This window comes from Kitasatospora purpeofusca, from assembly GCF_036010405.1.
GTDB lineage: Bacteria > Actinomycetota > Actinomycetes > Streptomycetales > Streptomycetaceae > Kitasatospora > Kitasatospora purpeofusca.
Genome location: NZ_CP108561.1, coordinates 5,527,688 through 5,549,420, shown reverse-complemented (window position 1 = coordinate 5,549,420; position 21,733 = coordinate 5,527,688). Strand labels below are relative to the sequence as shown.

Here is a 21,733-nt window from a genome sequence, read left to right as displayed (position 1 = left end):
GTTGTTTAGCCTACGTCATTACTCTCGCTAAAGAAAATTGGTTTCCGATCGGCCGCTTCAGAGCCCCGCTTCCGGGGTACGCGCGAGGGTTCCGGCCGAGGTCGGCGCGAGGTCAGCGCCGGGTGTCCACCGCCGCGAGACCGTCCGGCATGCCCAGCACCAGCAGCGTTCCGGCCAGCACCAGCGACCACACCTCCGAGCCGGTCCGCAGGTCCAGCACCCCGCCCGTCCCCAGGTCCCGCACCCGGACGAACCCGTCCGACCAGGCCGCCGCCACCACCGGGCCGGCCGCCGTCGCCCCGGCCGCCACCGCCGTCACCGGACAGCCCCGGCGGTCGGACGGCTCGGGCATCGGTGCCGAACGCGGCCCCCAGAGCCGCACCCCGCCGTCGAAGCCGCCGCTCACCAGCAGCGGGATCTCCGGATCGGACAGCGGCCCGCCGCCCAGCGCGGTACCGGCCAGCGCCGTCACCGGCCCGTGGTGCAGCCGCTCGCTCAGCACCCTGCCGTCCTCGAACCAGTGCACCGCGCCGGCCGCGTCGCCGAAGGCCGGCGCGGAGTCGGCCAGCCCGCCGACCGCCGCCACCGCGCTGAGGTCCCCGGAGACCGCGCCCACCGCGTCCAGCGCCGCCATCAGCCCGTACGGATCCAGGCCCGGCCGGGGCTCGGCCGGCACCACCAGCTCCGGCCGCCCCCAGGCGTCGAGCAGCACCGCGGAACCGCCCGCCGTCACCGCCAGCCCCCGCAACGGGCGCGGCTCGGGCACCACCAGCACGCCCGAACGACGGCCGGTGGCGGCGTCGAGGGTCCGCACCGAACCGGTCGGCCCGGCCACCAGCACCTGCCCGGCGTACGGCCCCGCCCCGGCCGTGAGCGCCACCGCCGGCCCCGGCCAGTCCCGGTCGACGCCCTCCCAGCGGGCCCAGCGCCCGGCCCAGGGCCCCGGCAGCTGCGCCAGCACGGCCGCGGCCGCCGCGGCGACGGTGTCCCCGCCCAGCAGCCGGGTCCGCAGCACCGCCGCCCGCACCGCCGGGTCCGGCTCCTCGATCACCGCCGGTCCTGCGGCCCGCCAGGCCCTGGCCAGCGCGTCGTCCCGCCGCTCGACCGCCGCCGTCACCGGGACCGGGCGGGCGAGCGCGTAGAGCAGCGGGTCGGCGGCCAGCGGGCCGGGATCCGCCGCCACCGTCGTCCAGAGCGCCGACAGGGCCTCCTCGCCGAGCGAGCGCAGCTCCGTCCCGGGCGGCGGCGGCAGCGGGACGGGCCGGGCGGCGGGCACCCCGAGGGCCGCTCCGGGCAGCGGGTAGGCGGCCGGGTCGCCGCCCTGCTCCACCGCCCAGGCGGCGAACCGCGCGGCGTCCGTCCACTGCGGCTCGCCCAGGTCCAGCACGGCCGGGGCGGGCACGGCGGTGAACGCCCGGGCGGCCGGGCCGTCCGTCGCCGCCCCGATCACCAGCCGCACCCCGGGCAGCCGGAGCAGCGGGTCGAGCAGTTCGGTCACCAGGGCGGCCGGATCCGCGGCCCGGTCCAGCTCGGGCACGCAGACCGCGGTCGGCCGACCGTCCGCCGCGATCGCCGCGATCAGCGGTCCCGGGGCGTGCGCGACCAGGTCGAGCTGCTGCCCCAGCGACCAGACGGCCGTCCGCACGGTGGCCCCGGCGGCGGGCAGCACGGCGTGGATCCGCCGCCCGCCCGGAGCGTCGGCCCCGGTGCAGCCGCGCACCAGCCAGGCCAGCAGGTGCGACTTGCCGGAACCGGGCGGCCCGGCCACCCGGCACAGCCGCGGCGCCCTCGGATCGTCCAGCCAGCCCAGCAACGCCAGCCCGGCCGGCCTGCGGCCCGCCCCCAGCCGCGGCATCCGCCGCCCGCTCCCCGCCATCGACCGCTTCCCTCTCCCCGTGCTCCCGTACGCCGTCCCCGACTCGGCAGTGCCCGACGCGGCACTGCCCGGCTCAGCCGCGCCGCTCGGCCACGCTGATCATCAGTGCCTTGATCCCGCCCTCCCGGGACTCGGCCGTGTCGCCGTAGTCGAAGCTGTGGGTGAACTCCGCCTGCGGGAACTCCCGCGCCAGCCAGCGCGCGCAGTAGTGGCCGGGCATCACGCACGGCTCCAGCTCGCAGTACACCCGGACGACCTGCTCGGCCTCCACGCCCTCGGCCCGCAGCCGGTGCCAGAGCGCCTCCTCGGGGTGCAGCAGGCCGGGGCCGCCCACCTCCGTGACGATCCGCTTCGCGCCCTGCTCGTCGACCACCTCGAAGGCCGCCGAGGAGTCGATGTTCAACGGCCGCCGCAGGTCGTCCAGCACCCGCGGCCACCAGCCCTCGCGGTCGTCGAAGGCGGTCGGGTCCGAGGCCAGCAGTCCCTGCCGCAGCTCCCGGTAGGCGGCCAGCGCGAGGTCCGGCCGGTCCACCTCGGCGACCGCCGGCAGCAGCCGGTCGAGCAGCAGCAGGCCCGCCGCGAACGCCGCCACGCTGCCGCTCACCGGCAGGTCCAGCGGTTCGGCCCCCAGCAGCACCGCCCGGACCGACCGGTCCGGCGCGAAGTACAGCTCGGCCCCGCCGTCCGTCCCGATCCGCAACTGCGCCGCCACCGGCCCGGCGTCCGCCCCGACCGCTGCGGCCCACTCCCCCAGCGACAGCGGATCGCCCTCCTCCGCCGCCCGGAAGTACGGCCCGACCTGCAGTGGGAGCCCCGGATGCCGCAGCGGTCCGGCGGGCGCGATCGGCAGGGCCCGCAGCCCGCGCGGCCCGAAGTGCGCCAGCAGCGCGGCCGTCAGCTCGTCGTCCCCGCCCGCGTTCACTCGGCGGCCCCGGTCACAGCGTGGCCCAGGTGTCGAGGAACGTCGCCCAGAACTCGCTCTTGAACGGCAGCGGGTCCCAGCGCTCCATGCCCTCCTGGACGATCTCCTCCACCGCGGCCCAGTCGTTGGGGTCCGGGCGCTCGTCGGGGCCCGGGCGCTCGACCTCGAACTTGTAGACGAGGTAGCTCAGCGAGGAGACGTCCCCGTGGACCAGCTCGTACTCGATCTCGGCGTCCGGGTCCGAGACCCAGATCGTGCCGTCGCCGAGGTGCACGTACACGGTCGCCTGGAAGAGGCTGCCCAGCGGCTGCAGTCGGCCGTGTTCCGTGTCGACCGGCGAGGAGTCCCAGGTCTCGAAGGCGTGGGCCGGGGTGGCCGGGTCACGGTCCGCGAACTCCTCCAGGATCCGGAAGAGCCCGTTGGAGAACGGGATCCCGATCCCGGTCACGAAGCGCGCGCCGTCGCCCTCGGGCCAGATCCGCGCCGCCACGTCGGGGCGGAACCGCAGCAGGTCGCCGGGGGCGGCCCGTTCCACGACCACCGGCCACTCAATCCCTACCAGCACCTCGTCCATCCTTCGTTCTCGACCGTCACAGACCCTTGGCCTTCTTCTTCGCGGCGGAGGCCGCCTTGTCCTGCTGGCCCTGCGCGTCGAAGTCCTTGGTGCCCATCGTGCCACCGTGCTGGCCCGCGGCGTGGTCCTGCTCGATCTGGTTCAGATAGGCCTTGTGCCCCCAGTCGCGGTCCTTGGTGGGCACCTTGTTGTCGTAGTCGACACCGTGGGTGACCTTCAGATCCGGGTTCTGGGACTCGAAGTGCCTGGCCAGCCAGCGTTCGCAGTTCGGGCCCGCCTGGCAGGGCGCCCGTTCGGTGTAGAGGTCGCTGACATTGCCCTCCCTGCCACCGAGCAGGGGTTTTCCGATCGAGCGTTCCGAGTGGCTGCGGTTGTAGTCGCTGCGGCCGACCAGGATGAACTCGCCGTTCTGGTCCCGGTACCGGAGCGAGGCGTAGTTCTTGCCGCCGTAGTCCCCCTGGGCGCGGCGGGCCTCCTCCACCGCGCGGGACAGCTCGGTCGGGTCGTCGATCTTCTGGCTGACGACCTTCTCGTCCTGCTTCTGGTTCCCGGCGTCGTCCTTGTCCGACTTCTTGTACTTCTTCGCGTTGTGCTTCTCGATCTCCTCCTTGGACGGGTCCTTGACCTTGGCCCCGTCCAGCATGGTCTTGAGCGACTCGTCCGGGTCCTTCACATCGACGAGCTTGCCGTCCTTGATCTCCTGGACCCGGCCGTCGTCGTGGATGAAGTACTTCCGCGGCGGCGTCTTCGGCCCGTCGCCGCCGGCGCCGCTGCCCGCCTTGGGCGGTTCGGCGGCCTTGTCCTTGGCCTTGCCGTCGAAGTCGCCGGCGGTGTGGTGGTCGTTGTCCTTGTGGTGCTTGGCGGTCTTGTTGAGGTTGTCGCCCGCCTGCTTGTACATCTTCTTGGCGGCCTTGCCCATGTCGTCCGACAGGGTCTTGCCGAGCTTCGCCGCGACGTTCTTGAGCGCCTTGACCGTGGGGTCGCTCACTCGAAGTCCACCGCCGACACCCGGGTGCCGAAGACCTGGGCGTGGTGGGCGACCTTCTCGGCCTGCTCGTGCAGGGCCCGGGCGTGCGCCTCCACCGCGGCCGGATCGATCTTGAACGCGGCGCCGACCGAGCCACCGTCGACCGCGGCCTCGGCCGCCTCGAAGACCAGCCCGGACACCGCCTCCGCGACGATCTCGATCAGCGGGTTGAGCGCGGCCTCCACCACCTGGGCGACGATGTACTCCTGCAACTGGTGCGCCAGGTAGGACATCAGCTTGCGTGCCGCCTGCTGGGCCGCGACGGCACCGACCTCCGCCAGCCCCGCCGTCGCCACCGCGGCGGCCTGGGCGGCGACGAAGGTGGCGGCCAGGACGATGAGTTCGCCGAGCGCCTCCAGCTTCATCGCGACGATCGCGTCGGCGGCGATGTCCATCGCCTGCGCCACCACGTGCGCGGCCTGGACGACCTCGTTGAAGTGCTTGTCGGACATCAGGGCCCACTTGGCGGCCAGCGCCTGGTAGGACGCGCCCTCGTAGGCGCCGCCGAGCTGATGGACCGTCGCGGTCGAGTCCGCGTGCACCTCTTCGAGGCCCTTGGCGAACTCCTTGATGTGCTCGCCGAATTCGCGGACCTTGTCCTCGTTGACCGAAGGCCAGCGGATACCGATGAAGTTCAGCAGCGTCGCGACTTCGTCGGGCAGTTCGATCGCCATCGAGAAACCCCCCGTGACCAACAATCCCTCGATTGGATCAAGAGTTTATACAGCTGAGCATTGGTGCTCCGATGCCCAGAAAGTGCCGATTCTGTAGTGATCCAGTACGTTCCGGACCGATTCGCCCACATCTCTGGCCGTGCCCCCGATGACTCCCGGTGCGATGCTGGATCGTGGGGCCCGGTCCACGCGGACCCCCGGCGCCGCACCACCCCTCAGCAGAAGGGCCGAGCAGACATGACCGACGTCGCCGCCGAGCAGGCCGCGCAGGCCGACACCGGCTTCGCCCGCCTCGCCATGGTCACCATCGACTGTGCCGACCCGGTCGCACTGGCCGCCTTCTACGGCGAGCTGCTCGGGTGGGAGACCCGGCACGTGGACGAGCAGTTCGCCATCCTGGACAACCCGGAGGGCGGCAGCCCGCTCGGCTTCGGCCGGGTCAACGGGTACCGGCCGGAGCCCTGGGTGGAGCCGGACGGCGGCAAGCACTTCCACCTGGACTTCTACGTCGACGACCTGGAGGAGGCCACCGCCCGCGCGCTGGCCCTGGGCGCGACGGAGCCCACGTACCAGCACGGGCGCACGCTCAAGGTGCTGATCGACCCGGCCGGCCACCCGTTCGGCCTAGCACCCCTGGACGCCTGAGCCCGGCACCGGACAGCCCGGCGCCGGGCGGCCCGGCGTCGGACCGCCCAGCTCCACCGGCACGCCGCTCAGCGCGGGAAGGCCCGCTTGGCCCGCCAGGTGGTGTGCTCGCGCGACACCGCGTCCTCCGCCTCGGCCGCCAGCCGGGCCCAGCCCCGCTCGGCGTCCGGCCCGCGCAGGTCGAGGTCGGACAGCTGGTTGCCGACGTTCTCCAGTTCCCGCGCCGCCAGCTGGTACGCCGCCGCCAGCGGTCGGAGCTGCTTCAGCTGGGTCCAGGCGATCACCGACGCGGCCGCCGCCGAGGTGGCCCCGAAGACGTGCACCTGCAGCGCCCCGGTCGCCTGCGCGACGGCCGCCGCCGCACCGACGATGATCAGCGCCGCGACGGCCAGCCCCCAGGTGACCGCCTGCGACTCGCAGGACTCGGCGCGCGAGCGGTACCACGTCCGCTGCCCCTCCACCCGGGTGCGCAGGTAGAGCGTGCGGCGCGAGGTCAGCGACTCCGCCCGGACCCGCCGCATCTCCGGGGTGATCTCGGCGACCGCGTCCGGCGGCACGATCGCCGGGTCCTCGAAGGCCCGCAGCACGTCCTCCAGCTGGAGCAGGTAGACCCGGTCGACGTCCGCCGACTCCGCGTCACCCTCGAACGGCCGGGCCCGCACCGAGTACTTCCAGGCCAGCGTCTTCACCGACTCGGCCGCCGCCCGCGCCTCGTACCACCGCGCCTGCGGGTTGCCCCGGCGCAGCCGGGCCCAGAAGTACCCGGCCACCAGGAACGCCACCACCGAGAACAGCGGCGTGATGTCGGCGGCGCCCTTGTCGTCCGGCCCGGGCAGCGAGCCGACGACCGCCGCCACCACCAGCATCGAGATCAAGCCCCGGTACCAGCGCAGCGTCTCCTGCTGTCCGGCGATCGACGCCCGGTCGGTCGCCCGGAACAGCTCCGGCAGCAGCTGGGCCTCGACCCCCGTCGGCGGATCCTGTCGCACCATCGAACCGCTCCCCTCCCCCGTCTCGCCCGGAGTATGCCCCCGGTCAACTCGGCTACACCGCGAGCTTCTTGACGCCTCCTCTTGCCCCGGGCACTCCGCAACCCTTATAACCGGTTACATGCCCATGCACTGGAAGCTCGTCATCGACGCCGCCGATCCGCACCGCCAGGCCGCCTTCTGGGGCGCAGCCCTCGACTACACCGTCGAGGACCACAGCACCCTGATCGGCAACCTGCTGTCCGCCGGCGCGGTCACCACGGACCAGGTCACCGAGGTCGACGGCCGCCACGCCTGGCTCACCCTCGCCGCCGTCCGCCACCCGGAGGACCCGCACGACCCCGTCTCCGGCACCGGGCTCGGCCGCCGCATCCTCTTCCAGCGCGTCCCCGAGCCGAAGCAGGGCAAGAACCGCCTCCACCTCGACCTCCACCCCGGCCCCGACGCCCGCGCCACCACCGTCGCCCGCCTGGAGGCCCTCGGCGCCACCACCCAGCGCGAGGTCGCCGAACCGGGCGGCTCCTGGGTCGTCATGCAGGACCCGGAGGGCAACGAGTACTGCGTCCACTGACCCCCGGCCGGTCGTGGACCCGGCCGAACGACGGAGGGCGTGAACCCGACCGGTTCACGCCCTCCGCCCCGCACGCCGCAGCCGGCGCCCCGGCTCCGCTACGACAGCCAGCCCGCCTGGGCCGCGCGGGCGCCGGCCTGGAAGCGGCTGCGGGCCTCCAGCCGCTCCATCAGGTCGGTGGCGATCCGGCGGGCCGTGCGCGGGGAGACGCCCAGCCGCTTGGCGATGGCGTCGTCGGTGTGACCGTCCGCGAGCAGGGTGAGCGCGGTGCGCTCCTGGGCGGTGAGGCCGTCCTGGTCGAGCGGCGCGGTCGCTCCCAGCGGCTGCGCACCGGCCCAGACGCTCTCGAACAGCGCGCACAGCACGGTCAGCATCCCCTGACCGGTCAGCACGACGGCGCCGGCCGCCGTGTCGTCGCTGCGCACCGGGATGACGGCGGCCGCACGGTCGACAATGATCATGCGGGTCGGCAGCTCGGGCACGGTGCTCACCCGGCCGCCCAGGGCCGCCAGCCAGTTCACGTACTCGACGGTGTGCGGGCTGTTGCGGACGCTGTCCAGGTAGATGGTGCGCATTCGCACACCGCGCTCCAGCAGAGTGCGGTCGAGCGGCTTGGCGGCCTCGATGTGCTCGGGCTTCTGGCCGCCCTCCGGCGCGAAGGTCATGATCTCCTCGCGCGCCTCCCGGGAGAAGCGGGACAGCCGGTCCCGGATCCGGTCCAGGCCGACCAGCTGCTCGACATCGGGCGTGTTCACCTCCGGCCGCAGGTCCGCGTAGTCGGCGATGAGCTGCGCGGCCGCCGCACGGGACGCCTCGATCCTGGCCTGCGCGGCGGCCAGCTCGGCCTGCTGCCGCGCCATCAGGATCTCCATCCCGACGTCCGGGGAGACCGCGCGCAGGGAACCGGGCCGGTCCGCGGAGGGGCGCAGCAGGGCCAGCTCGCTCAGGTGGTCCAGGGCGTTCCTGACCTGCGGCTCGGCCAGGGACAGGCGAGCGGCCAGCGCGGCCACGCCGTCCCCCGGGTGGGCCAGCATGGCCCGGTAGACGGACTCCGCGACAGCGTCCAACCCCAGTGCGGTCAACATGTGTCCGTTCCCCCATGACGAAATCGTGTTCGCTGCGCACGCGATCCTTCCACACGCTCCGAGGCCCCGACCAGGGCACCTTGTGGACGCTTCCGGCCAGGGCCTGAAGTGTCCGTGTTGAACCACTCCACACCGATCGCCCGCTTCAGCACGCTTGACTCCATGTATCTCGTGCACGCTGTCCTGCGACACCCGGCACCGGGGGCCGCGCTCCCCCCGGACACTCGCGAGCTCCTGTCCGCCCTGGTGCGCCCGGGGGACCGGATCGAGCACCTCGTACTCCACCGCGACGCCGTACCGGACCCGGTGCTCGGCCTGTTCCTCCTCGCCGACTCGCTCGCCGAGGCCGAGAGTCGCGCGGCGGCGTTCTGCCGGACCGCGCTGGGATCGTTCCCGGAACTCCTGGGCTGGTGGGCCGACCGGGTCGGTGTCCCGCTCGTCACCCCGTTCTACGACCGGCTGCTGGCCGCTTCCGGCACTCCTGACCGGAACGGTCCAGGGCCGTTTCCGTCCACCGGCAGGCCCTTCCACCCGCGCTGAGCTGCGACGAAGCTGGTGTCAGCCGGAAGGGGCCAGGCCCCGGACGGCAACCGGAGGAGGCGCCACCGCGGGACGCGGCCTCCGGCAACCAGCCGCTTCGTACCCGAGAGGACCACCCTCATGTTCCACACCGTCGTCGCCAAGACCGCCGCGGTCGCCACCATCACCCTCCTCGCCGTGATCGGCCTGGGCGCCACCGTCTCGCAGACCCCCGCCGGGGCCGCCTCCGCCACCGTCAGCACGCCGACCCCCACCGCCACGCCGTCCGAGAACCTCATCTGGGGCTGACCCGCCCTGCGGTCGGGAGTGCGCCGAGCACATCCGCCGCCCCGTCGGGCGTGAGCCCCGACCCGATGCGGACCGGCCCCGCGCAGGCGCTGCGCGTGAACACCCCACCGGTCCGGGCCGTCGACATCCCCGACCTCGTCGAGCGCGCCGCCCGACCCCGCGGCATCCGCGTTCCCCGACCGCTCCACCGAGCGGGAGGACCACATGCCGAGGGCCCTCCCCGCAGTGCGGAGAGGGCCCGGGACCGACCGGCGTCCGGCCTCAGAGCAGGCCGAGGGCGGGCATCAGGTAGTAGAAGGCGAAGACCGCCGAGACCGCGTACATCGCGACCGGCACCTCGCGGCCCCGGCCGGCGGCGAGGCGCAGCACGCAGAAGGCGATGAAGCCGAAGCCGATGCCGTTGGTGATGCTGTAGGTGAACGGCATCATCACGATGGTCAGGAACGCCGGGATCGCGACCGTGTAGTCGGCCCAGTCGATCTCCTTGATCGAGTTGGCCAGGATCAGGAAGCCGACGGCGACCAGCGCGGGGGTCGCGGCCTGGGCCGGGACCATCTTGGCGAGCGGGGAGAAGAAGAGCGCCACCATGAAGAGGGCGCCGGTGACGATCGAGGCGAAGCCGGTCCGGGCGCCCTCGCCGACGCCCGCGGTGGACTCGACGAAGCAGGTGTTGGCGGAGGAGGAGGTCGCGCCGCCCGCGGCGGTGGCGATGCCGTCGATCATCAGCACCTTGTTGATGCCGGGCAGGTCGCCCTTCGCGTCCAGCAGGTGGGCCTCGTCGGCCACGCCGAGGATGGTGCCCATCGCGTCGAAGAAGCAGGACATCAGGACGGTGAAGACGAAGAGGACGCCGGTCAGGACGCCGACCTTCTCGAAGCCGCCGAACAGGCTGACCTCGCCGACCAGGCCGAAGTCGGGCTTGGCGACCGGGCTGCCGGGCCAGGCCGGGACGGTCAGGCCCCAGGCGCTGGCGGGCAGGTCGGCCAGCTTGTCGATGACGACGGCGACGACGGTCATCACGGCGATGGAGACCAGGATCGCGCCGGGCACCTTGCGCACGATCAGGACCAGGGTCAGCAGCAGCCCGAGCACGAAGACCAGGACCGGCCAGCCGAGCAGGTGGCCGCCGGTGCCGAGCTGGAGCGGCACGGTGGTGTGGGCGGCGTCGGGCATCCGGGTGACGAAGCCGGCGTCGACCAGGCCGACCAGGCTGATGAACAGACCGATGCCGATGGCGATGCCCTTGCGCAGGCCGAGCGGGACGGCGTTCATCACCCGCTCGCGCAGGCCGGTGGCGACCAGGATCATGATCGCGAAGCCGGCCAGCACCACCATGCCCATCGCGTCCGGCCAGGTCATCTTCGGCGCGAGCTGGAGGGCGACGATGGTGTTGACGCCGAGCCCGGCGGCCAGGCCGATCGGGACGTTGCCGACCACACCCATGAGCAGCGTGGTCAGGCCCGCGGTGAGCGCGGTGGCGGTGACCAGCTGGGTGTTGTCCAGGTGGGCGCCGGTCATGTCGGTCGCGCTGGCCAGGATGATCGGGTTCAGCACCAGGATGTAGGCCATGGTGAAGAAGGTGGCGATGCCGCCGCGGATCTCGCGCGGCAGGGTGGAGCCGCGCTCGCCGATCCGGAAGTAGCGGTCCAGGGCGCCGGTCGGGGGCTTCGGCGCGTCGGGCTGGGCGGGCTCGGGCGACTCGGTGGTCGGCTGGGCCACGGGCATGCTGCGTCCTCTGTGGGGGCGGAGGAGTGGGGGAGCCGCCCGAGCGACAGCGGCCGGGCGATCCGATCGGACGGGCACGAAGCACGATGTCCTGGGCATGCCCTGGCCAACCGGAATGACAAGTATGAGTTCCGCTGTCGCCCGTTCGCTATCTTCGCGCGTAGACCGGAGTGGACCGGAACGGTCCCGGACAGTCCGCACAGGAAATCGATCGAACGCCCGCCGCACCCGTACCCTGGGCCCATGCCCAAGACGCCCACGCACCCCTCTCCACCACCACTGGAGGCCAACGATGTCGCGATCGTCGGCGGCGGGACGGTGCTCTGGTTCGTGGCGTTCGTCGTCCTGCTCCCGTTCTGGGGGACCCTCTCCGACCACGGCCGCGGCAACTGGCCGTGGATCTGCCTGGCCGGCGGCGGCCTCGGCCTGATCGGCCTCTGGTACTGCCGGGCCCGCCGGGACGCCATCGCCCGGAGCCGGGCCGCCGAGGCGGGGGCGACGGCCCCGACGGACGCCGCCGGGACGGCGGACCGGGCGCCGCACACGGCCCCGGAGGGGAACGGCGGGGACCCGGCCACCCGGTCGGACTGAATAGTCCTTTAGTAGCACGCATCGGACATAAGGCACCCGTAGAGTCGGTGCCATGACGCAGCCTGCGCAGCCCGCCGAGGACCGGCCGACCTCGGCCCCGACCGCCGGGGAGGGGCCCGCCGGGGAGAGGCCCGACGGCGCCCACCCGCTCGGGCTGCTGCCCGGCCGGCGCGGCGGTCTCACCGCCGCCGAGGTGGCCGAACGGGTCGCCCGGGGCGACGTCAACGACGTACCGGTCCGCTCCAGCCGCTCCACCCGGGAGATCGTCCGGGCCAACGTCTTCACCCGCTTCAACGCGATCATCGGCGTGATGTTCGCGATCATCCTGGTCGTCGGCCCGATCCAGGACGGTCTCTTCGGTCTGGTCATCGTCGCCAACACGGCGATCGGCATCATCCAGGAGCTGCGCGCCAAGAAGACCCTGGACAGCCTCGCGCTGATCGGCGAGGCCCGGCCGCAGGTCCGCCGCGACGGCACGGTCGAGCAGATCGCCGTCGGCGGGATCGTGCTGGACGACACCGTGCTGCTGGGCATCGGCGACAAAGTGATCGTCGACGGCGAGGTCACCGAGGCGGACGGCCTGGAGATCGACGAGTCCCTGCTCACCGGCGAACCCGATCCGGTCCTCAAGCAGCCCGGCGACCAGGTGATGTCCGGCAGCTTCGTGGTGGCCGGCGCGGGCAGCTTCACCGCCACCAAGGTCGGCCGCGAGGCGTACGCGGCGCAGCTGGCCGAGGAGGCCAGCCGGTTCACGCTGGTGAAGTCGGAGCTGCGCAGCGGCATCGACAGCATCCTGCGGTTCATCACCTGGCTGCTGGTCCCGACCGCGGTCGGTCTGATCATCAGCCAGCTGGCGGTGGAGGGCCGCGACTGGCGCGAGGCGGTCCGCCGGATGATCGCCGGGATCGTGCCGATGGTGCCCGAGGGCCTGGTCCTGCTGACCTCGGTCGCCTTCGCGATCGGGGTGATCCGGCTGGGCCGCAAGCAGTGCCTGGTCCAGGAGCTGCCCGCGATCGAGGGCCTGGCCCGGGTGAACACCGTCTGCCTGGACAAGACCGGCACCCTCACCGAGGGCGGCATGGACCTGGTGGACCTGCGGGTCCTCGGCGCCGACGCGGACGGCGGGGACGCCGGGGCCACCGACGAGCGCGGCAGGCTGGACGACCGGGGCACCCTCAAGGAGACCGTCGAGCAGGCGCTCGCGGTGATGGCCGGGGCCGACGCCCGCCCCAACGCGTCCATGCAGGCCGTCATCGACGCGTACGGCGACGGCCGGGACGCCACCGGACGCGACGCCTCGGCCCGCGGCCCGCGGCACCCGGACGACCCGCAACCGGACAACTCGCACCCCGACGGCTCGCACCCCGACCGCCGGTACCCCGACGGCCGGTACCCCGGCAGCGACGGCCCGGAGGCCGGCCGGGGCGCCCCCGGGGCCCGGGGCGGCTGGCGGGTGATCGAGGCGATGCCGTTCTCCTCCGCCCGCAAGTGGAGCGGCGTCCAACTGCTGGAGCCGCGCGGCGGCGAGGCCAGCTGGCTGCTCGGCGCGCCCGACGTCCTGCTGCCGGCCGGCCACCCGGCGCTCGCCGAGGTCGACGAACTGGGCGCCCAGGGCCTGCGGGTCCTGCTGCTCGGCCGCACGCCCGTCCCGCTGGACGCCCCGGACCCGGCGGCCGGGCTGCGGCCGCTCGCCCTGGTGGTGCTCCAGCAGCGGCTGCGCGACGACGCCGCCGACACCCTGCGCTACTTCGAGAGCCAGCAGGTCGCGGCGAAGGTGATCTCCGGCGACGCGGCCGTCTCGGTCGGCGCCGTCGCCGCCCACCTCGGACTGCCCGGCGCCGACCACCCGGTGGACGCCCGCACCCTGCCCGCCGAGCCGGAGGCGCTGGCCGACCTCGCCGAGCGCACCACCGTCTTCGGCCGGGTCACCCCGCAGCAGAAGCGCGAACTGGTCGCCGCGCTGCAGTCGCGCGGGCACACCGTGGCGATGACCGGCGACGGTGTCAACGACGTACTGGCGCTCAAGGACGCGGACATCGGCGTGGCGATGGGCAGCGGCAGCGACGCGACCAAGGCGGTCGCCCAGATCGTGCTGCTGAACAACTCCTTCGCGGTGATGCCCTCGGTGGTCGCCGAGGGCCGCCGGGTGATCGGCAACATCGAGCGGGTGGCCGGGCTGTTCCTGGTCAAGACGGTCTACTCGGTGCTGCTGGCGCTGCTGGTGATCTTCACCCACTCGCCGTACCCGTTCCTGCCCCGGCACTCCACCGTGCTGTCCACCCTGACGATCGGTGTGCCGGCCTTCTTCCTGGCGCTCGCGCCCAACAACGAGCGCGCCCGCACCGGCTTCGTGCGCCGGGTGCTGCGGCTGGCGATCCCCGGCGGTGTCATCGCCGGCACGGCGACCTTCACCGCGTACGCGCTGGCCCGGGCCAACCACGCCACCGACCTCGAATCGGACACCAGCGTGGCTACCCTGACGCTGTTCCTGGTCGCCATCTGGGTGCTGGCGATCGTGGCCCGCCCGTACAACTGGTGGCGGGTGCTGCTGATCGCCACCATGTGCGGCTGCTTCGCGCTGGTGATGACCGTGCCGTGGCTCTCCGACTTCTTCCAGCTCTCGCTGTCCGGCACCCGGGACCCGTGGCTCGGGGTGGGCATCGCGGTGATCGCCGGACTGGTGCTGGAAGTGGTCTGGCGGATCATGCGGCGCCGGCTCGATGATTGAGCCACGAACCGAGGGGTCCGGACAACGGGGGGTACCGCGATGGGGCGCAGGGGCGGGGAACTGGAGGCCTTCGCGGCCTTCCTGGGCGGACTGCTGGCCACCGGGCTGCTGGCCGGGGTGATGGTGGGGGCCGGTGCGCTCGCGCACATCGAACCGGGCCCGCTGCTGACCAAGGCGGTGGCGGCGGTGCTCACCGCCACCTGGGTGCTGAGCACGCTCGCGCTCTACCTGCGGATGATCGCCCGCGGCCGGACCCGCCCCGGCTCCCGGTCCTGACCGACGCGACTACTGACCGACGCGACTACTGACCGACGGGGCAGGACGCGCCCGAGCCGGACACACCCGGGGAGGGCGGGTCCGGCTCCGTCGCCCCGTCAGCCCTCGAAGTCCCGGGCCGCGGACAGCTCGTAGGCCCGGTCCGGCTCGCTCAGCGCGGCCAGTACCTCGAACCGGCGGTGCCACTGCCCCACCGACCAGGCCAGGCCCGCCGCCAGGCCCTCCGGGGTGGCCGCGTGCAGCAGCCCGGGCACCGGCGGGAGGTCGAACTCGTCGTCCTCGTCGGCCTCCTCGGCCGACTCCGGGTCGTACGGCGCCTCCGGGGTGTCCGCAGCGCCGTCCCAACGCCAGTCGACGGCCGCCTCCTCCCCGCCCGGGCCGACCACCAGCAGCTCCTCGTGCTCCTCGTACGCCACCGGGCAGCCGGGCAGCAGCTCCCGCACCACCGCCGGCACCCGGTGCAGCGCGCCCTCGGAGAGCACCCGCCCGCCGGCCACCTCGCTGGCCAGCGAGACGTGCAACCGCTCGGCGAGGTCCGCGGCCAGCGCCGGGGCGACCGGCAGCAGCGGGTGGTCGTGCAGCAGCTCGACCAGGTCGGGGGCGTCCGCGACGACCGCCTCGGTGGCGTCCACCACCACGGTCCGGTCGGGCCGCCGCCCGGTGGCGCGGTCCAGCGGCGGGACGGCCCGCACCACGTCCAGCGCCTCGATCCGGTCCGCACCGACCCGGGCCAGCGCGCTGTGGATGCCGTGCAACTGGCGGTGCCCGATCTCGGCGTCCGGGTCGGTGAGCCGGTCCAGCACCTCGTCGGGGCCGTGCGGCTCGGCGAGCAGCGCGGTCAGCGTGGTGCGCACGCCCAGCGCGTGCAGGAACTGCTCGTCCAGGGTGGTGCGGGCCTCGTCGTAGAGGCCGCGCAGCAGCGGGTCAGCGCCGGCCGCGCGCAGCCCGGCGGGCTCGCGGCCGTCCAGCACCGGGTGGTCGCGCAGCCACCAGGCGGTGTACGGCGGCAGGTCGGTGTACGAGCCGTCCGGCAGCAGGGTGCGGACGGGGATGACCACGGCGTCCCGGTACGGCGGGCGGGCCAGCGTGGCCAGCGCCTGCGGCCAGGCGTCGTCGTCCACCAGGTCCAGGTCGCGGACGGCGAGCAGCTCGGCGGCGACCGGCGGGACGCCGATCGCGTCCCCTTCGTCGACGTGCAGCGCCTCCAGGGCGTCCTCGGCCCAGTCGGCCAGACCGTCCGGGGCCTCGTCGATCAGCCCGGTGGGCCGGCCGCCGGCCGCCCGGTCGGCGGGCGCGGTGGGGTCGAGCCGCTCCAGGTCGTCCGGGTCGAGCACCACGTCCTCGGCCCGGACCAGTACGAACTCGGCGAGCACACCGACCGAGGCGAGCACCTCGGGGCCCCAGCGCTCCAGCAGCTCGTCGTCCACCCAGGCGGCGTCGTCCTCGCGCGCCAGCGCGGCGAACGGGCTGTCGGGAAGCAGGAGTTCACCGGCCCGGGCGGGCTCGCCCTCGTCGTCGAGCAGGGCCAGCCGGGCCAGCCACGGGTGCTCGCCGGGGGCCGGGGCGGCCGCCCGGACGAGCGCCAGAACGGCCTCGGCGAGGTCGGCGGCGGCGTCCGGGTCGTCCTCGGCGAGGTCGTAGGAACGGAGGACGGCGGCCCGCACCTCGGGCGTGTCCAGCACCCCGGCGGGGGTGGCCGCGCCCGCGCCCAGCTTGGCCAGCAGCGGGTGGGCGGCCTCCGGGTGGGCGAGCCGCAGGTCGAGCACCGCGAGCGCGTCGGCCAGCGCCTCCGGGTAGCCGGGGAAGGCCGCCCAGTCGGCGTCGTCGGAGGGCAGCAGGACCCGGCGCGGCCCGGTCACCGTCCGCCCGTCGGCGAGCGGCACCGGCAGCGCGCCGAGCGCCTCCGGGTCGGCCCCGCCGAGCGCCGCGTACAGGTTGCGCCACCAGGCCGGCTCCCGGTCCAGGCCGCCCAGCTGGTCGACCACCTCGGCGAGCGGGACCCGGCGCACGTTCAGCACCCGCAGCTCGGTGCGGCGTTCCAGACCGGCGGGCAGCAGGCCGGGGAAGATCGGCGCCAGCGCCTCGACCACCGAGCCGTCCGCGCCCTCCAGCAGCGTGGCGTCCCGGGGCCGCAGCGCCGGGGTGCCCTCCTCGACCGGTGCCGGGTGCGGCAGGAACGGCGTCCCGGGCAGCCGGGAGAGCACGGCGGCGCGCAGCGCGTTGTCCAGCGCGCCCCGGCCGAGCGGCCCGGGCACCAGGCCGAGCGAGCCGAGGTCGCCGCCGCGGGCGCGCAGCAGCTCGGCGTAGGCGTCGGCGGCCCGCTCGGTGAGGAAGTCGGCGAGCGCGCCGGGGGCGACGTGCCGGCGGGTGGAGTCCAGCGGGTAGGAGGCGATCAGCAGCGCGGGCAGGTCGAGCGGCTCGTCGCTCGGGGTGGGCGCGTGCAGCACCGGGGCGATCGCCGGCCGCTGCGGGTCGCCCCCGTCGGAGACCGGCACCGCCCAGGTCACCGTCCAGTACGGGCGGGTGCGCTCCTCGGTGGGCCGGTCGACGAGCAGCCCGACGTCGAGCGGCCCGGCCGCCCCGACGGTCTGCCAGACGGTGCGCCGCAGCTGCCCGTCGGCGTCGTCGGTGATGGTGACCTCGCTGATCTCCGCCCCGGCGACCCCGCCGGCCGGCGCCGGGAGGGCCGGGTCCGGACGCGGCCCGGCGGCCGAGCGGGTCAGGGTACGGGTGCCGTCCGAGGTCTCCACCACGACCTCGGCCAGTCCGGGCAGGGTGAGCAGCAGCGCGTCGTCGATGCCGGCCAGCAGCCGGCGGGTGAGGTCCTCGGCGGCCGCGTCGCGCAGCGGCAGCACCACCACCGTGTCGTACCCGTCGGGCGCGGGGCCCTCGGCGGCGAACGGCAGCCGCAGCAGCGGCACATGGCCGTCCCGGCGGCGCAGCTCCTCGTCGAGGGCGGGCTGCGCCTCCGCCAGCGACCTGGCCTCGCCGAGGGACCAGCGCACACCGCCGGCCGCGCCGAGCACGGCGGGCTCGTCGGTGACCGCGAGGACGGCGGCGAAGCCGACCCCGAACCGGCCGACGGTGCTGTCCCGGTCGCCGCGCTTGGAGGAGGCGCGCAGGGTGGAGAGCGACTCGACGGCCGCCGCGTCCAGCGGCGCACCGGTGTTCGCTGCGGCCAGCACACCGTCGGCCAGGGTGAGCCGGAGCCGGCCCGGGCCGTGCCCGGCCCGGACGGCGGCGTCGGCGGCGTTCTGCGCGAGCTCGACCACCAGCCGGTCGCGGTAGCCGCCGAGGGCCAGCTCCTCCTCGGCGTTGGCGTCCTCCCGGAACCTCGCCGGGGAGGCGGCCCAGGCGTCCAGCACCCGGCGGCGCAGTTCGGCGCTGCCGAAGGAGTCCGCGAGGCGCTCGTCCGTGCCGCTGCCGAGAATCCGAGGTTCCACTGGACCTGCCGCCTTCCGCCGCCCTGTTGTGCCCTACGGGGGGCATTCTTCCCTGCCGCGGGGACAGCCCCGGACACCGCCCCGGAGCCGGCGGCGCGCCCGGCCGGCGGGCGGGGACGACGACGGCCCGCCCCACGGGGTGGGACGGGCCGTCGAAGGTGACGATCTCCAGGAGCTCTACGAGTGGCCGAGCTCCTCGGCCGGGGCGTCCGGCTCGACCGAGCCGGAGAGCCGGTCCGGGTGCAGCGTCAGCGGCTCGACCACCAGCTCGTCCAGGATCAGCGCGGCCGGTGCCGGCGGGGCCGGGATGACGGCGGCCTCGGAGTGCCCGCCGCAGCCGTAGGCGAAGGAGACGATCTGGCCGTCGGCCGGACCGAACTCGTTGCCGCAGACCCCGAAGGCCTGGCCCAGCGAGCCGCCGATGGGGATCAGGAAGCCGCAGCTGACGCAGCCGGCCGGGGCGGACTGCGCCATCGGCGTCTGCGCGCCGTGGGCCTTCTCCCAGCGGTCGGCGGCCAGGTGCAGACCGAGTCGGGACAGCACCCGGCTGCGGCCCATGCCCAGCTCGTCGGCGACGGCGCGGATCTGGGCCCGGACCGGGGCCGGCTGGACCTCCGGGTCGTCGCTGACCAGCACGTCCTCCTGGGCGGCCTGGGCCACCGCGGAGTTCGGCGCGGGCTCGTCCTCGCCGGTCCAGCCCGGCTCCAGCCGCTCGTCGTCGGCGTCGGTGGGGAGCAGATCGCCCGGGCCCATGTCGCCCGGGCGCAGCCGCTCGCTCCACGGCACCCACTGCGGGGCCAGGACGGCGTCGGGGCCGGGCAGCAGTACAACTTCGTCCAGCGTCACGTTCTTGGCCCTCGGGGCCCGCGCCACCGTGACCGCCCAGTGCCAGCCGCGGTAGGCCGCGTCCAGGCACTCGAAGGTGTGGGTCACGACACGGTCGGTCTCGGCCTGGACGCCCAGGTGCCCCCCGACAGTCTCGGCACCGACAGCGTCCTCGGCGGCCTGGCGGGCGAGTTCGACGGCCTCGGCACAGAGCCGATCAGGGGTACGGCTTCGCATCGCTGCACTCACGGCGTCGATTCTCTCCCATTTCTTCTGTCGCCCACGGCGAGTTGCCTTTTTCGTCGCGGCTCGGATTCCCTCGTCCATTCTGCGCGACTGCGGCCTGCCGCGGATACCGGCCGCGCCGCTGGTCCGGTCCGCCGGCGCCGGTCGGGCACTCGGGCGGACTCTGGGCAGGCTACCCGCCGGTCGGCCACCGGGCACAGTCCGGGGCGCTCCGGAGTGGATCCGGGGCGTCCGGGACGGGAACGGCGGCCCCCGCTCGCGCGGCGCGGAGCGGAATCCCGCGTCGTCCTCCCGAATCTGGGGCAGGATGGGCATGTGGCGGACGAGAAACCGTCGCAGCACGCACTGCACGCCTCGCAGGCCGGCAGCCCCGACGAAGCGAACGCCGTGCCGCGACAGCAGTCCCCGGTCCACACCGCGGGTGAACCTCGGTCGGTGGACCCCTCGTCACTGCCTGCGGCAGACCCGACCGGCACCCCCGCGGACGGCCCGGACGGGCACGTCCCGGCACCTTCGGGGACGGAGGCGGGCGGCGGCCAGGACCCGCCGGACGACCGGGGCGGGCACGACGGGCAGGACGGGCAGGACGGGCAGGACGGGCAGGACGGGCAGGACGGGCAGGACGACGGTGACGGTGACGGTGAGGAGCCGCGCCGGCACTTCCTGGTCCGCACCGCCTCCGCCGCCGGCTCCCGGACCGGCAAGGTGGTGCACGGCACCGGCCGCCGGATCCGCCGGGCCACCGCCGCCGAGGGCGCCGGCGAGTCCGGCCTGGCGAAGCTGATCGAGCTGCACGCCCTGAACGCGTTCGGGGACATGCTCATCACCGTGGCGCTCGCCTCCACGATCTTCTTCTCGGTGCCGACCGGCGAGGCCCGCGGCCGGGTGGCGCTCTACCTCCTCATCACCATGGCGCCGTTCGCCCTGCTCGCCCCGGTGATCGGCCCGCTGCTGGACCGGCTGCCGCACGGCCGCCGGGCCGCCATGGCGATGTCGATGCTGGCCCGCGCGGTGCTCGCCTGGACCATGGCCGGCGTGGTGACCGGCGGCGGGCTGGCGCTCTACCCGGAAGCACTCGGCGTCCTGGTCGCGTCCAAGGCGTACGGGGTGGTGCGCAGCGTCGTGGTGCCCCGGCTGCTGCCCAGCCGGCTGTCACTGGTGAAGGCGAACTCCCGGGTCACCCTGGCCGGGCTGCTGGCCACCATGGTCGCGGCCGGGGTGGGCGGGCTGCTGCACCTGATCGGTCCCGGCTGGCCGCTGCGCGGCGCCTTCCTGGTCTTCGTGGCCGGCACCCTGATGGCCTTCCACCTGCCGCACAAGGTGGACTCCGCCAAGGGCGAGCAGCGGGCCGTGCTGCACGCCGAGGAGCACCCTCCGGGCCACCACGGGGTCCTGCACGGCCGGACCGCCCCCGCACCGGAGCCCGCGCCGGAGCCCGCCGCGGAGCAGCGGCCCAAGGCCTCGCTGCGCACCGTGGGGCCCTCGGTGATCCTGGCGCTGCGGGCGATGGCGGCGATGCGCTGGCTGGTCGGCTTCCTGGTGATGTTCCTGGCGTTCCTGCTCCGCGAGGAGCCCATCGGCGGCCTGCAGCCGACCCTGGCGCTCGGGCTGGTGGCGCTGGCGGCGGGGACGGGCAACGCGATCGGTTCGGCGCTCGGCTCCTGGCTGCGCCCCCGCAGCCCGGAGATGACGGTCACCGCGATGCTGCTGCTGGCCGGCGGCGCCACCGCCGCCGCCGCGCTCTGGTACGGCACCGTCACCGTGGTCACGGTGGCCGCGGCGGCCGGGACGGCGGCCTCGCTGGGCAAGCTGTCACTGGACGCGCTGATCCAGCGGGACGTGCCCGAGGCGGTGCGGACCTCGGCCTTCGCCCGCTCCGAGACCCTGCTCCAGATGTCCTGGGTGGCGGGCGGCGCGGTCGGCATCCTGCTGCCGCTGAACGGCGCGCTGGGCCTGTCGGTGGCCGCCGCCGTACTCGGCGCGGTGCTGCTGTGGACGCTGCGCTCGCTCCTGCGGGTGGGGGTGCGCCACCGGCCCGCCGCGCCCCGGGTGGCCTGAGCGGCCGCCCCGCCGGCCCCCGCCCGGGGCGGCGTCCGGCCCGGGCCCGGAGCACAACACGCGGTTGCCGACCCCCGCGTAGCGTGATCGCGAAAGCCCGGTAGCCTCTGACGCATGAGCCTCAGCACCCGCGTCATCGCCGGCCTCGGCGCCGTCGTCGTCATCGCCGCCGGTACGGTCGGCGGGTCCATCGCCTTCGCGTCGAGCCAGCACGAGATCAGCGACCACCGCGTCACGCTGCTCGTCGGGACCTCCTCGACGGTCAAGGACCCCTTCTGCTTCAACGAGGGCAAGCCGCTGACCGACCAGCAGCAGGAGGAGTGCCAGGACAAGGCCGGCAAGGCTCTGGACGAGGGCACCCTCCCCAAGTCCGACGTCACCATGAGCGACCGGATCGGCATCGGCGTGAGCCCCGAGGTGGCCGACCGCGGCTGGTGGGCCAACACCAACGGCGGCCAGCAGGCGCAGGGCGGCCGGTTCATCCTGGCCACCGCGGCCAAGGACGCCACCTACTCGGGCTCGGTGCCGGCCAGCAAGGCGCTCAACTCCTCCGGCAAGACCCTGATCACGGTCGTCGAGAGCGACCCGAAGCAGCCGGACGCGATCTACGGCGTGTGGTACTTCCAGCTGAACACCCAGGACAGCTGACG

19 protein-coding genes are annotated in these 21,733 nt (G+C 74.4%); 9 read left to right on the top strand and 10 right to left on the bottom strand.

Annotated features, from left to right (window positions below):
• Positions 1 to 112: 112 nt before the first annotated feature.
• The 5 genes from OG715_RS24440 to OG715_RS24420 form a co-directional block, all read right to left on the bottom strand.
• A complete protein-coding gene (locus tag OG715_RS24440; protein WP_266271032.1) occupies positions 113 to 1,876 on the bottom strand; it encodes a hypothetical protein in 1,764 nt (587 codons plus the stop codon).
• Between the two features lie 73 nt (positions 1,877 to 1,949).
• The gene (locus OG715_RS24435; protein WP_266271031.1) at positions 1,950 to 2,798 is read right to left on the bottom strand and encodes a nucleic acid/nucleotide deaminase domain-containing protein; all 849 of its coding nucleotides are present in this window, start codon (positions 2,796 to 2,798) and stop codon (positions 1,950 to 1,952) included.
• 13 nt (positions 2,799 to 2,811) lie between these two features.
• Positions 2,812 to 3,363 carry an SUKH-4 family immunity protein gene (locus tag OG715_RS24430; RefSeq protein ID WP_266271030.1) on the bottom strand — a complete coding sequence of 184 codons (552 nt, stop codon included), beginning with the start codon at positions 3,361 to 3,363 and terminating at the stop codon, positions 2,812 to 2,814.
• Between the two features lie 25 nt (positions 3,364 to 3,388).
• Positions 3,389 to 4,360 carry a nucleic acid/nucleotide deaminase domain-containing protein gene (locus OG715_RS24425; protein WP_266271028.1) on the bottom strand — a complete coding sequence of 324 codons (972 nt, stop codon included), beginning with the start codon at positions 4,358 to 4,360 and terminating at the stop codon, positions 3,389 to 3,391.
• Complete coding sequence (locus OG715_RS24420) at positions 4,357 to 5,073, bottom strand: WXG100-like domain-containing protein (protein ID WP_266271026.1); 717 nt, start codon at positions 5,071 to 5,073, stop codon at positions 4,357 to 4,359. Before OG715_RS24420 ends, OG715_RS24425 begins: the two co-directional genes overlap by 4 nt.
• Before the next feature lie 237 nt (positions 5,074 to 5,310).
• Between OG715_RS24420 and OG715_RS24415 the strand changes: the two genes are divergently transcribed.
• The gene (locus OG715_RS24415; RefSeq protein ID WP_045937644.1) at positions 5,311 to 5,718 is read left to right on the top strand and encodes a VOC family protein; all 408 of its coding nucleotides are present in this window, start codon (positions 5,311 to 5,313) and stop codon (positions 5,716 to 5,718) included.
• Between the two features lie 68 nt (positions 5,719 to 5,786).
• On the opposite strand, the gene OG715_RS24410 is transcribed toward OG715_RS24415, so the two are convergent.
• Positions 5,787 to 6,710, bottom strand: a complete 924-nt coding sequence (locus OG715_RS24410; RefSeq protein WP_266271024.1) for a DUF4231 domain-containing protein — start codon at positions 6,708 to 6,710, stop codon at positions 5,787 to 5,789.
• 124 nt (positions 6,711 to 6,834) lie between these two features.
• Here OG715_RS24410 and OG715_RS24405 point away from each other — a divergent pair, with 124 nt between their 5' ends.
• A complete protein-coding gene (locus OG715_RS24405; protein ID WP_266271812.1) occupies positions 6,835 to 7,278 on the top strand; it encodes a VOC family protein in 444 nt (147 codons plus the stop codon).
• A gap of 98 nt (positions 7,279 to 7,376) precedes the next feature.
• Here the strand turns inward: OG715_RS24405 and OG715_RS24400 are convergent, their stop codons facing one another.
• Positions 7,377 to 8,363 carry a LuxR C-terminal-related transcriptional regulator gene (locus tag OG715_RS24400; RefSeq protein WP_266271023.1) on the bottom strand — a complete coding sequence of 329 codons (987 nt, stop codon included), beginning with the start codon at positions 8,361 to 8,363 and terminating at the stop codon, positions 7,377 to 7,379.
• Positions 8,364 to 8,525: 162 nt separating this feature from the next.
• On the opposite strand from OG715_RS24400, the gene OG715_RS24395 reads away from it, so the two are divergent.
• Positions 8,526 to 8,903, top strand: coding sequence for a hypothetical protein (locus OG715_RS24395; protein ID WP_266271022.1), 378 nt, complete (start codon positions 8,526 to 8,528; stop codon positions 8,901 to 8,903).
• Positions 8,904 to 9,023: 120 nt separating this feature from the next.
• Positions 9,024 to 9,191: a hypothetical protein gene (locus tag OG715_RS24390; protein WP_266271021.1), complete on the top strand. Its 168-nt coding sequence runs from the start codon at positions 9,024 to 9,026 to the stop codon at positions 9,189 to 9,191.
• A 261-nt stretch (positions 9,192 to 9,452) separates the two neighbouring features.
• Here OG715_RS24390 and OG715_RS24385 read toward each other — a convergent pair whose 3' ends face one another.
• On the bottom strand, positions 9,453 to 10,916 hold the full coding sequence (locus OG715_RS24385; protein WP_266271019.1) for an NCS2 family permease: 1,464 nt from the start codon (positions 10,914 to 10,916) through the stop codon (positions 9,453 to 9,455).
• A 243-nt stretch (positions 10,917 to 11,159) separates the two neighbouring features.
• Between OG715_RS24385 and OG715_RS24380 the strand changes: the two genes are divergently transcribed.
• From OG715_RS24380 to OG715_RS24370, 3 genes are read left to right on the top strand one after another with little or no spacing between them, the layout of a single operon-like run.
• The gene (locus tag OG715_RS24380; protein ID WP_266271017.1) at positions 11,160 to 11,507 is read left to right on the top strand and encodes a DUF2530 domain-containing protein; all 348 of its coding nucleotides are present in this window, start codon (positions 11,160 to 11,162) and stop codon (positions 11,505 to 11,507) included.
• Between the two features lie 52 nt (positions 11,508 to 11,559).
• A complete protein-coding gene (locus tag OG715_RS24375) occupies positions 11,560 to 14,235 on the top strand; it encodes an HAD-IC family P-type ATPase (RefSeq protein ID WP_266271016.1) in 2,676 nt (891 codons plus the stop codon).
• A 39-nt stretch (positions 14,236 to 14,274) separates the two neighbouring features.
• Positions 14,275 to 14,511, top strand: a complete 237-nt coding sequence (locus OG715_RS24370) for a hypothetical protein (RefSeq protein ID WP_266271015.1) — start codon at positions 14,275 to 14,277, stop codon at positions 14,509 to 14,511.
• Positions 14,512 to 14,609: 98 nt separating this feature from the next.
• Here OG715_RS24370 and OG715_RS24365 read toward each other — a convergent pair whose 3' ends face one another.
• Both OG715_RS24365 and OG715_RS24360 read right to left on the bottom strand, forming a co-directional pair.
• Positions 14,610 to 17,954 (bottom strand): sacsin N-terminal ATP-binding-like domain-containing protein, encoded by a 3,345-nt coding sequence (locus OG715_RS24365; protein WP_266271014.1) that lies wholly within the window; start codon positions 17,952 to 17,954, stop codon positions 14,610 to 14,612.
• 177 nt (positions 17,955 to 18,131) lie between these two features.
• A complete protein-coding gene (locus OG715_RS24360; protein ID WP_266271811.1) occupies positions 18,132 to 19,016 on the bottom strand; it encodes a DUF3027 domain-containing protein in 885 nt (294 codons plus the stop codon).
• A gap of 672 nt (positions 19,017 to 19,688) precedes the next feature.
• Here OG715_RS24360 and OG715_RS24355 point away from each other — a divergent pair.
• Positions 19,689 to 21,083 carry an MFS transporter gene (locus OG715_RS24355; RefSeq protein ID WP_407661127.1) on the top strand — a complete coding sequence of 465 codons (1,395 nt, stop codon included), beginning with the start codon at positions 19,689 to 19,691 and terminating at the stop codon, positions 21,081 to 21,083.
• Positions 21,084 to 21,197: 114 nt separating this feature from the next.
• Positions 21,198 to 21,731, top strand: coding sequence for a hypothetical protein (locus tag OG715_RS24350; RefSeq protein ID WP_266271013.1), 534 nt, complete (start codon positions 21,198 to 21,200; stop codon positions 21,729 to 21,731).
• Positions 21,732 to 21,733 lie beyond the last annotated feature (2 nt).

Excerpts from the sequence above, each read along its gene's own strand:
- OG715_RS24440 (WP_266271032.1), bottom strand. The coding sequence starts at position 1,876 with ATGGCGGGGAGCGGGCGGCGGATGCCGCGGCTGGGGGCGGGCCGCAGG.
- OG715_RS24420 (WP_266271026.1), bottom strand. The coding sequence starts at position 5,073 with ATGGCGATCGAACTGCCCGACGAAGTCGCGACGCTGCTGAACTTCATC.
- OG715_RS24415 (WP_045937644.1), top strand. The coding sequence starts at position 5,311 with ATGACCGACGTCGCCGCCGAGCAGGCCGCGCAGGCCGACACCGGCTTC.
- OG715_RS24410 (WP_266271024.1), bottom strand. The coding sequence starts at position 6,710 with ATGGTGCGACAGGATCCGCCGACGGGGGTCGAGGCCCAGCTGCTGCCG.
- OG715_RS24405 (WP_266271812.1), top strand. The coding sequence starts at position 6,835 with ATGCACTGGAAGCTCGTCATCGACGCCGCCGATCCGCACCGCCAGGCC.
- OG715_RS24400 (WP_266271023.1), bottom strand. The coding sequence starts at position 8,363 with ATGTTGACCGCACTGGGGTTGGACGCTGTCGCGGAGTCCGTCTACCGG.
- OG715_RS24395 (WP_266271022.1), top strand. The coding sequence starts at position 8,526 with ATGTATCTCGTGCACGCTGTCCTGCGACACCCGGCACCGGGGGCCGCG.
- OG715_RS24390 (WP_266271021.1), top strand. The coding sequence starts at position 9,024 with ATGTTCCACACCGTCGTCGCCAAGACCGCCGCGGTCGCCACCATCACC.
- OG715_RS24385 (WP_266271019.1), bottom strand. The coding sequence starts at position 10,916 with ATGCCCGTGGCCCAGCCGACCACCGAGTCGCCCGAGCCCGCCCAGCCC.
- OG715_RS24380 (WP_266271017.1), top strand. The coding sequence starts at position 11,160 with ATGCCCAAGACGCCCACGCACCCCTCTCCACCACCACTGGAGGCCAAC.
- OG715_RS24375 (WP_266271016.1), top strand. The coding sequence starts at position 11,560 with ATGACGCAGCCTGCGCAGCCCGCCGAGGACCGGCCGACCTCGGCCCCG.
- OG715_RS24370 (WP_266271015.1), top strand. The coding sequence starts at position 14,275 with ATGGGGCGCAGGGGCGGGGAACTGGAGGCCTTCGCGGCCTTCCTGGGC.
- OG715_RS24360 (WP_266271811.1), bottom strand. The coding sequence starts at position 19,016 with ATGCGAAGCCGTACCCCTGATCGGCTCTGTGCCGAGGCCGTCGAACTC.
- OG715_RS24350 (WP_266271013.1), top strand. The coding sequence starts at position 21,198 with ATGAGCCTCAGCACCCGCGTCATCGCCGGCCTCGGCGCCGTCGTCGTC.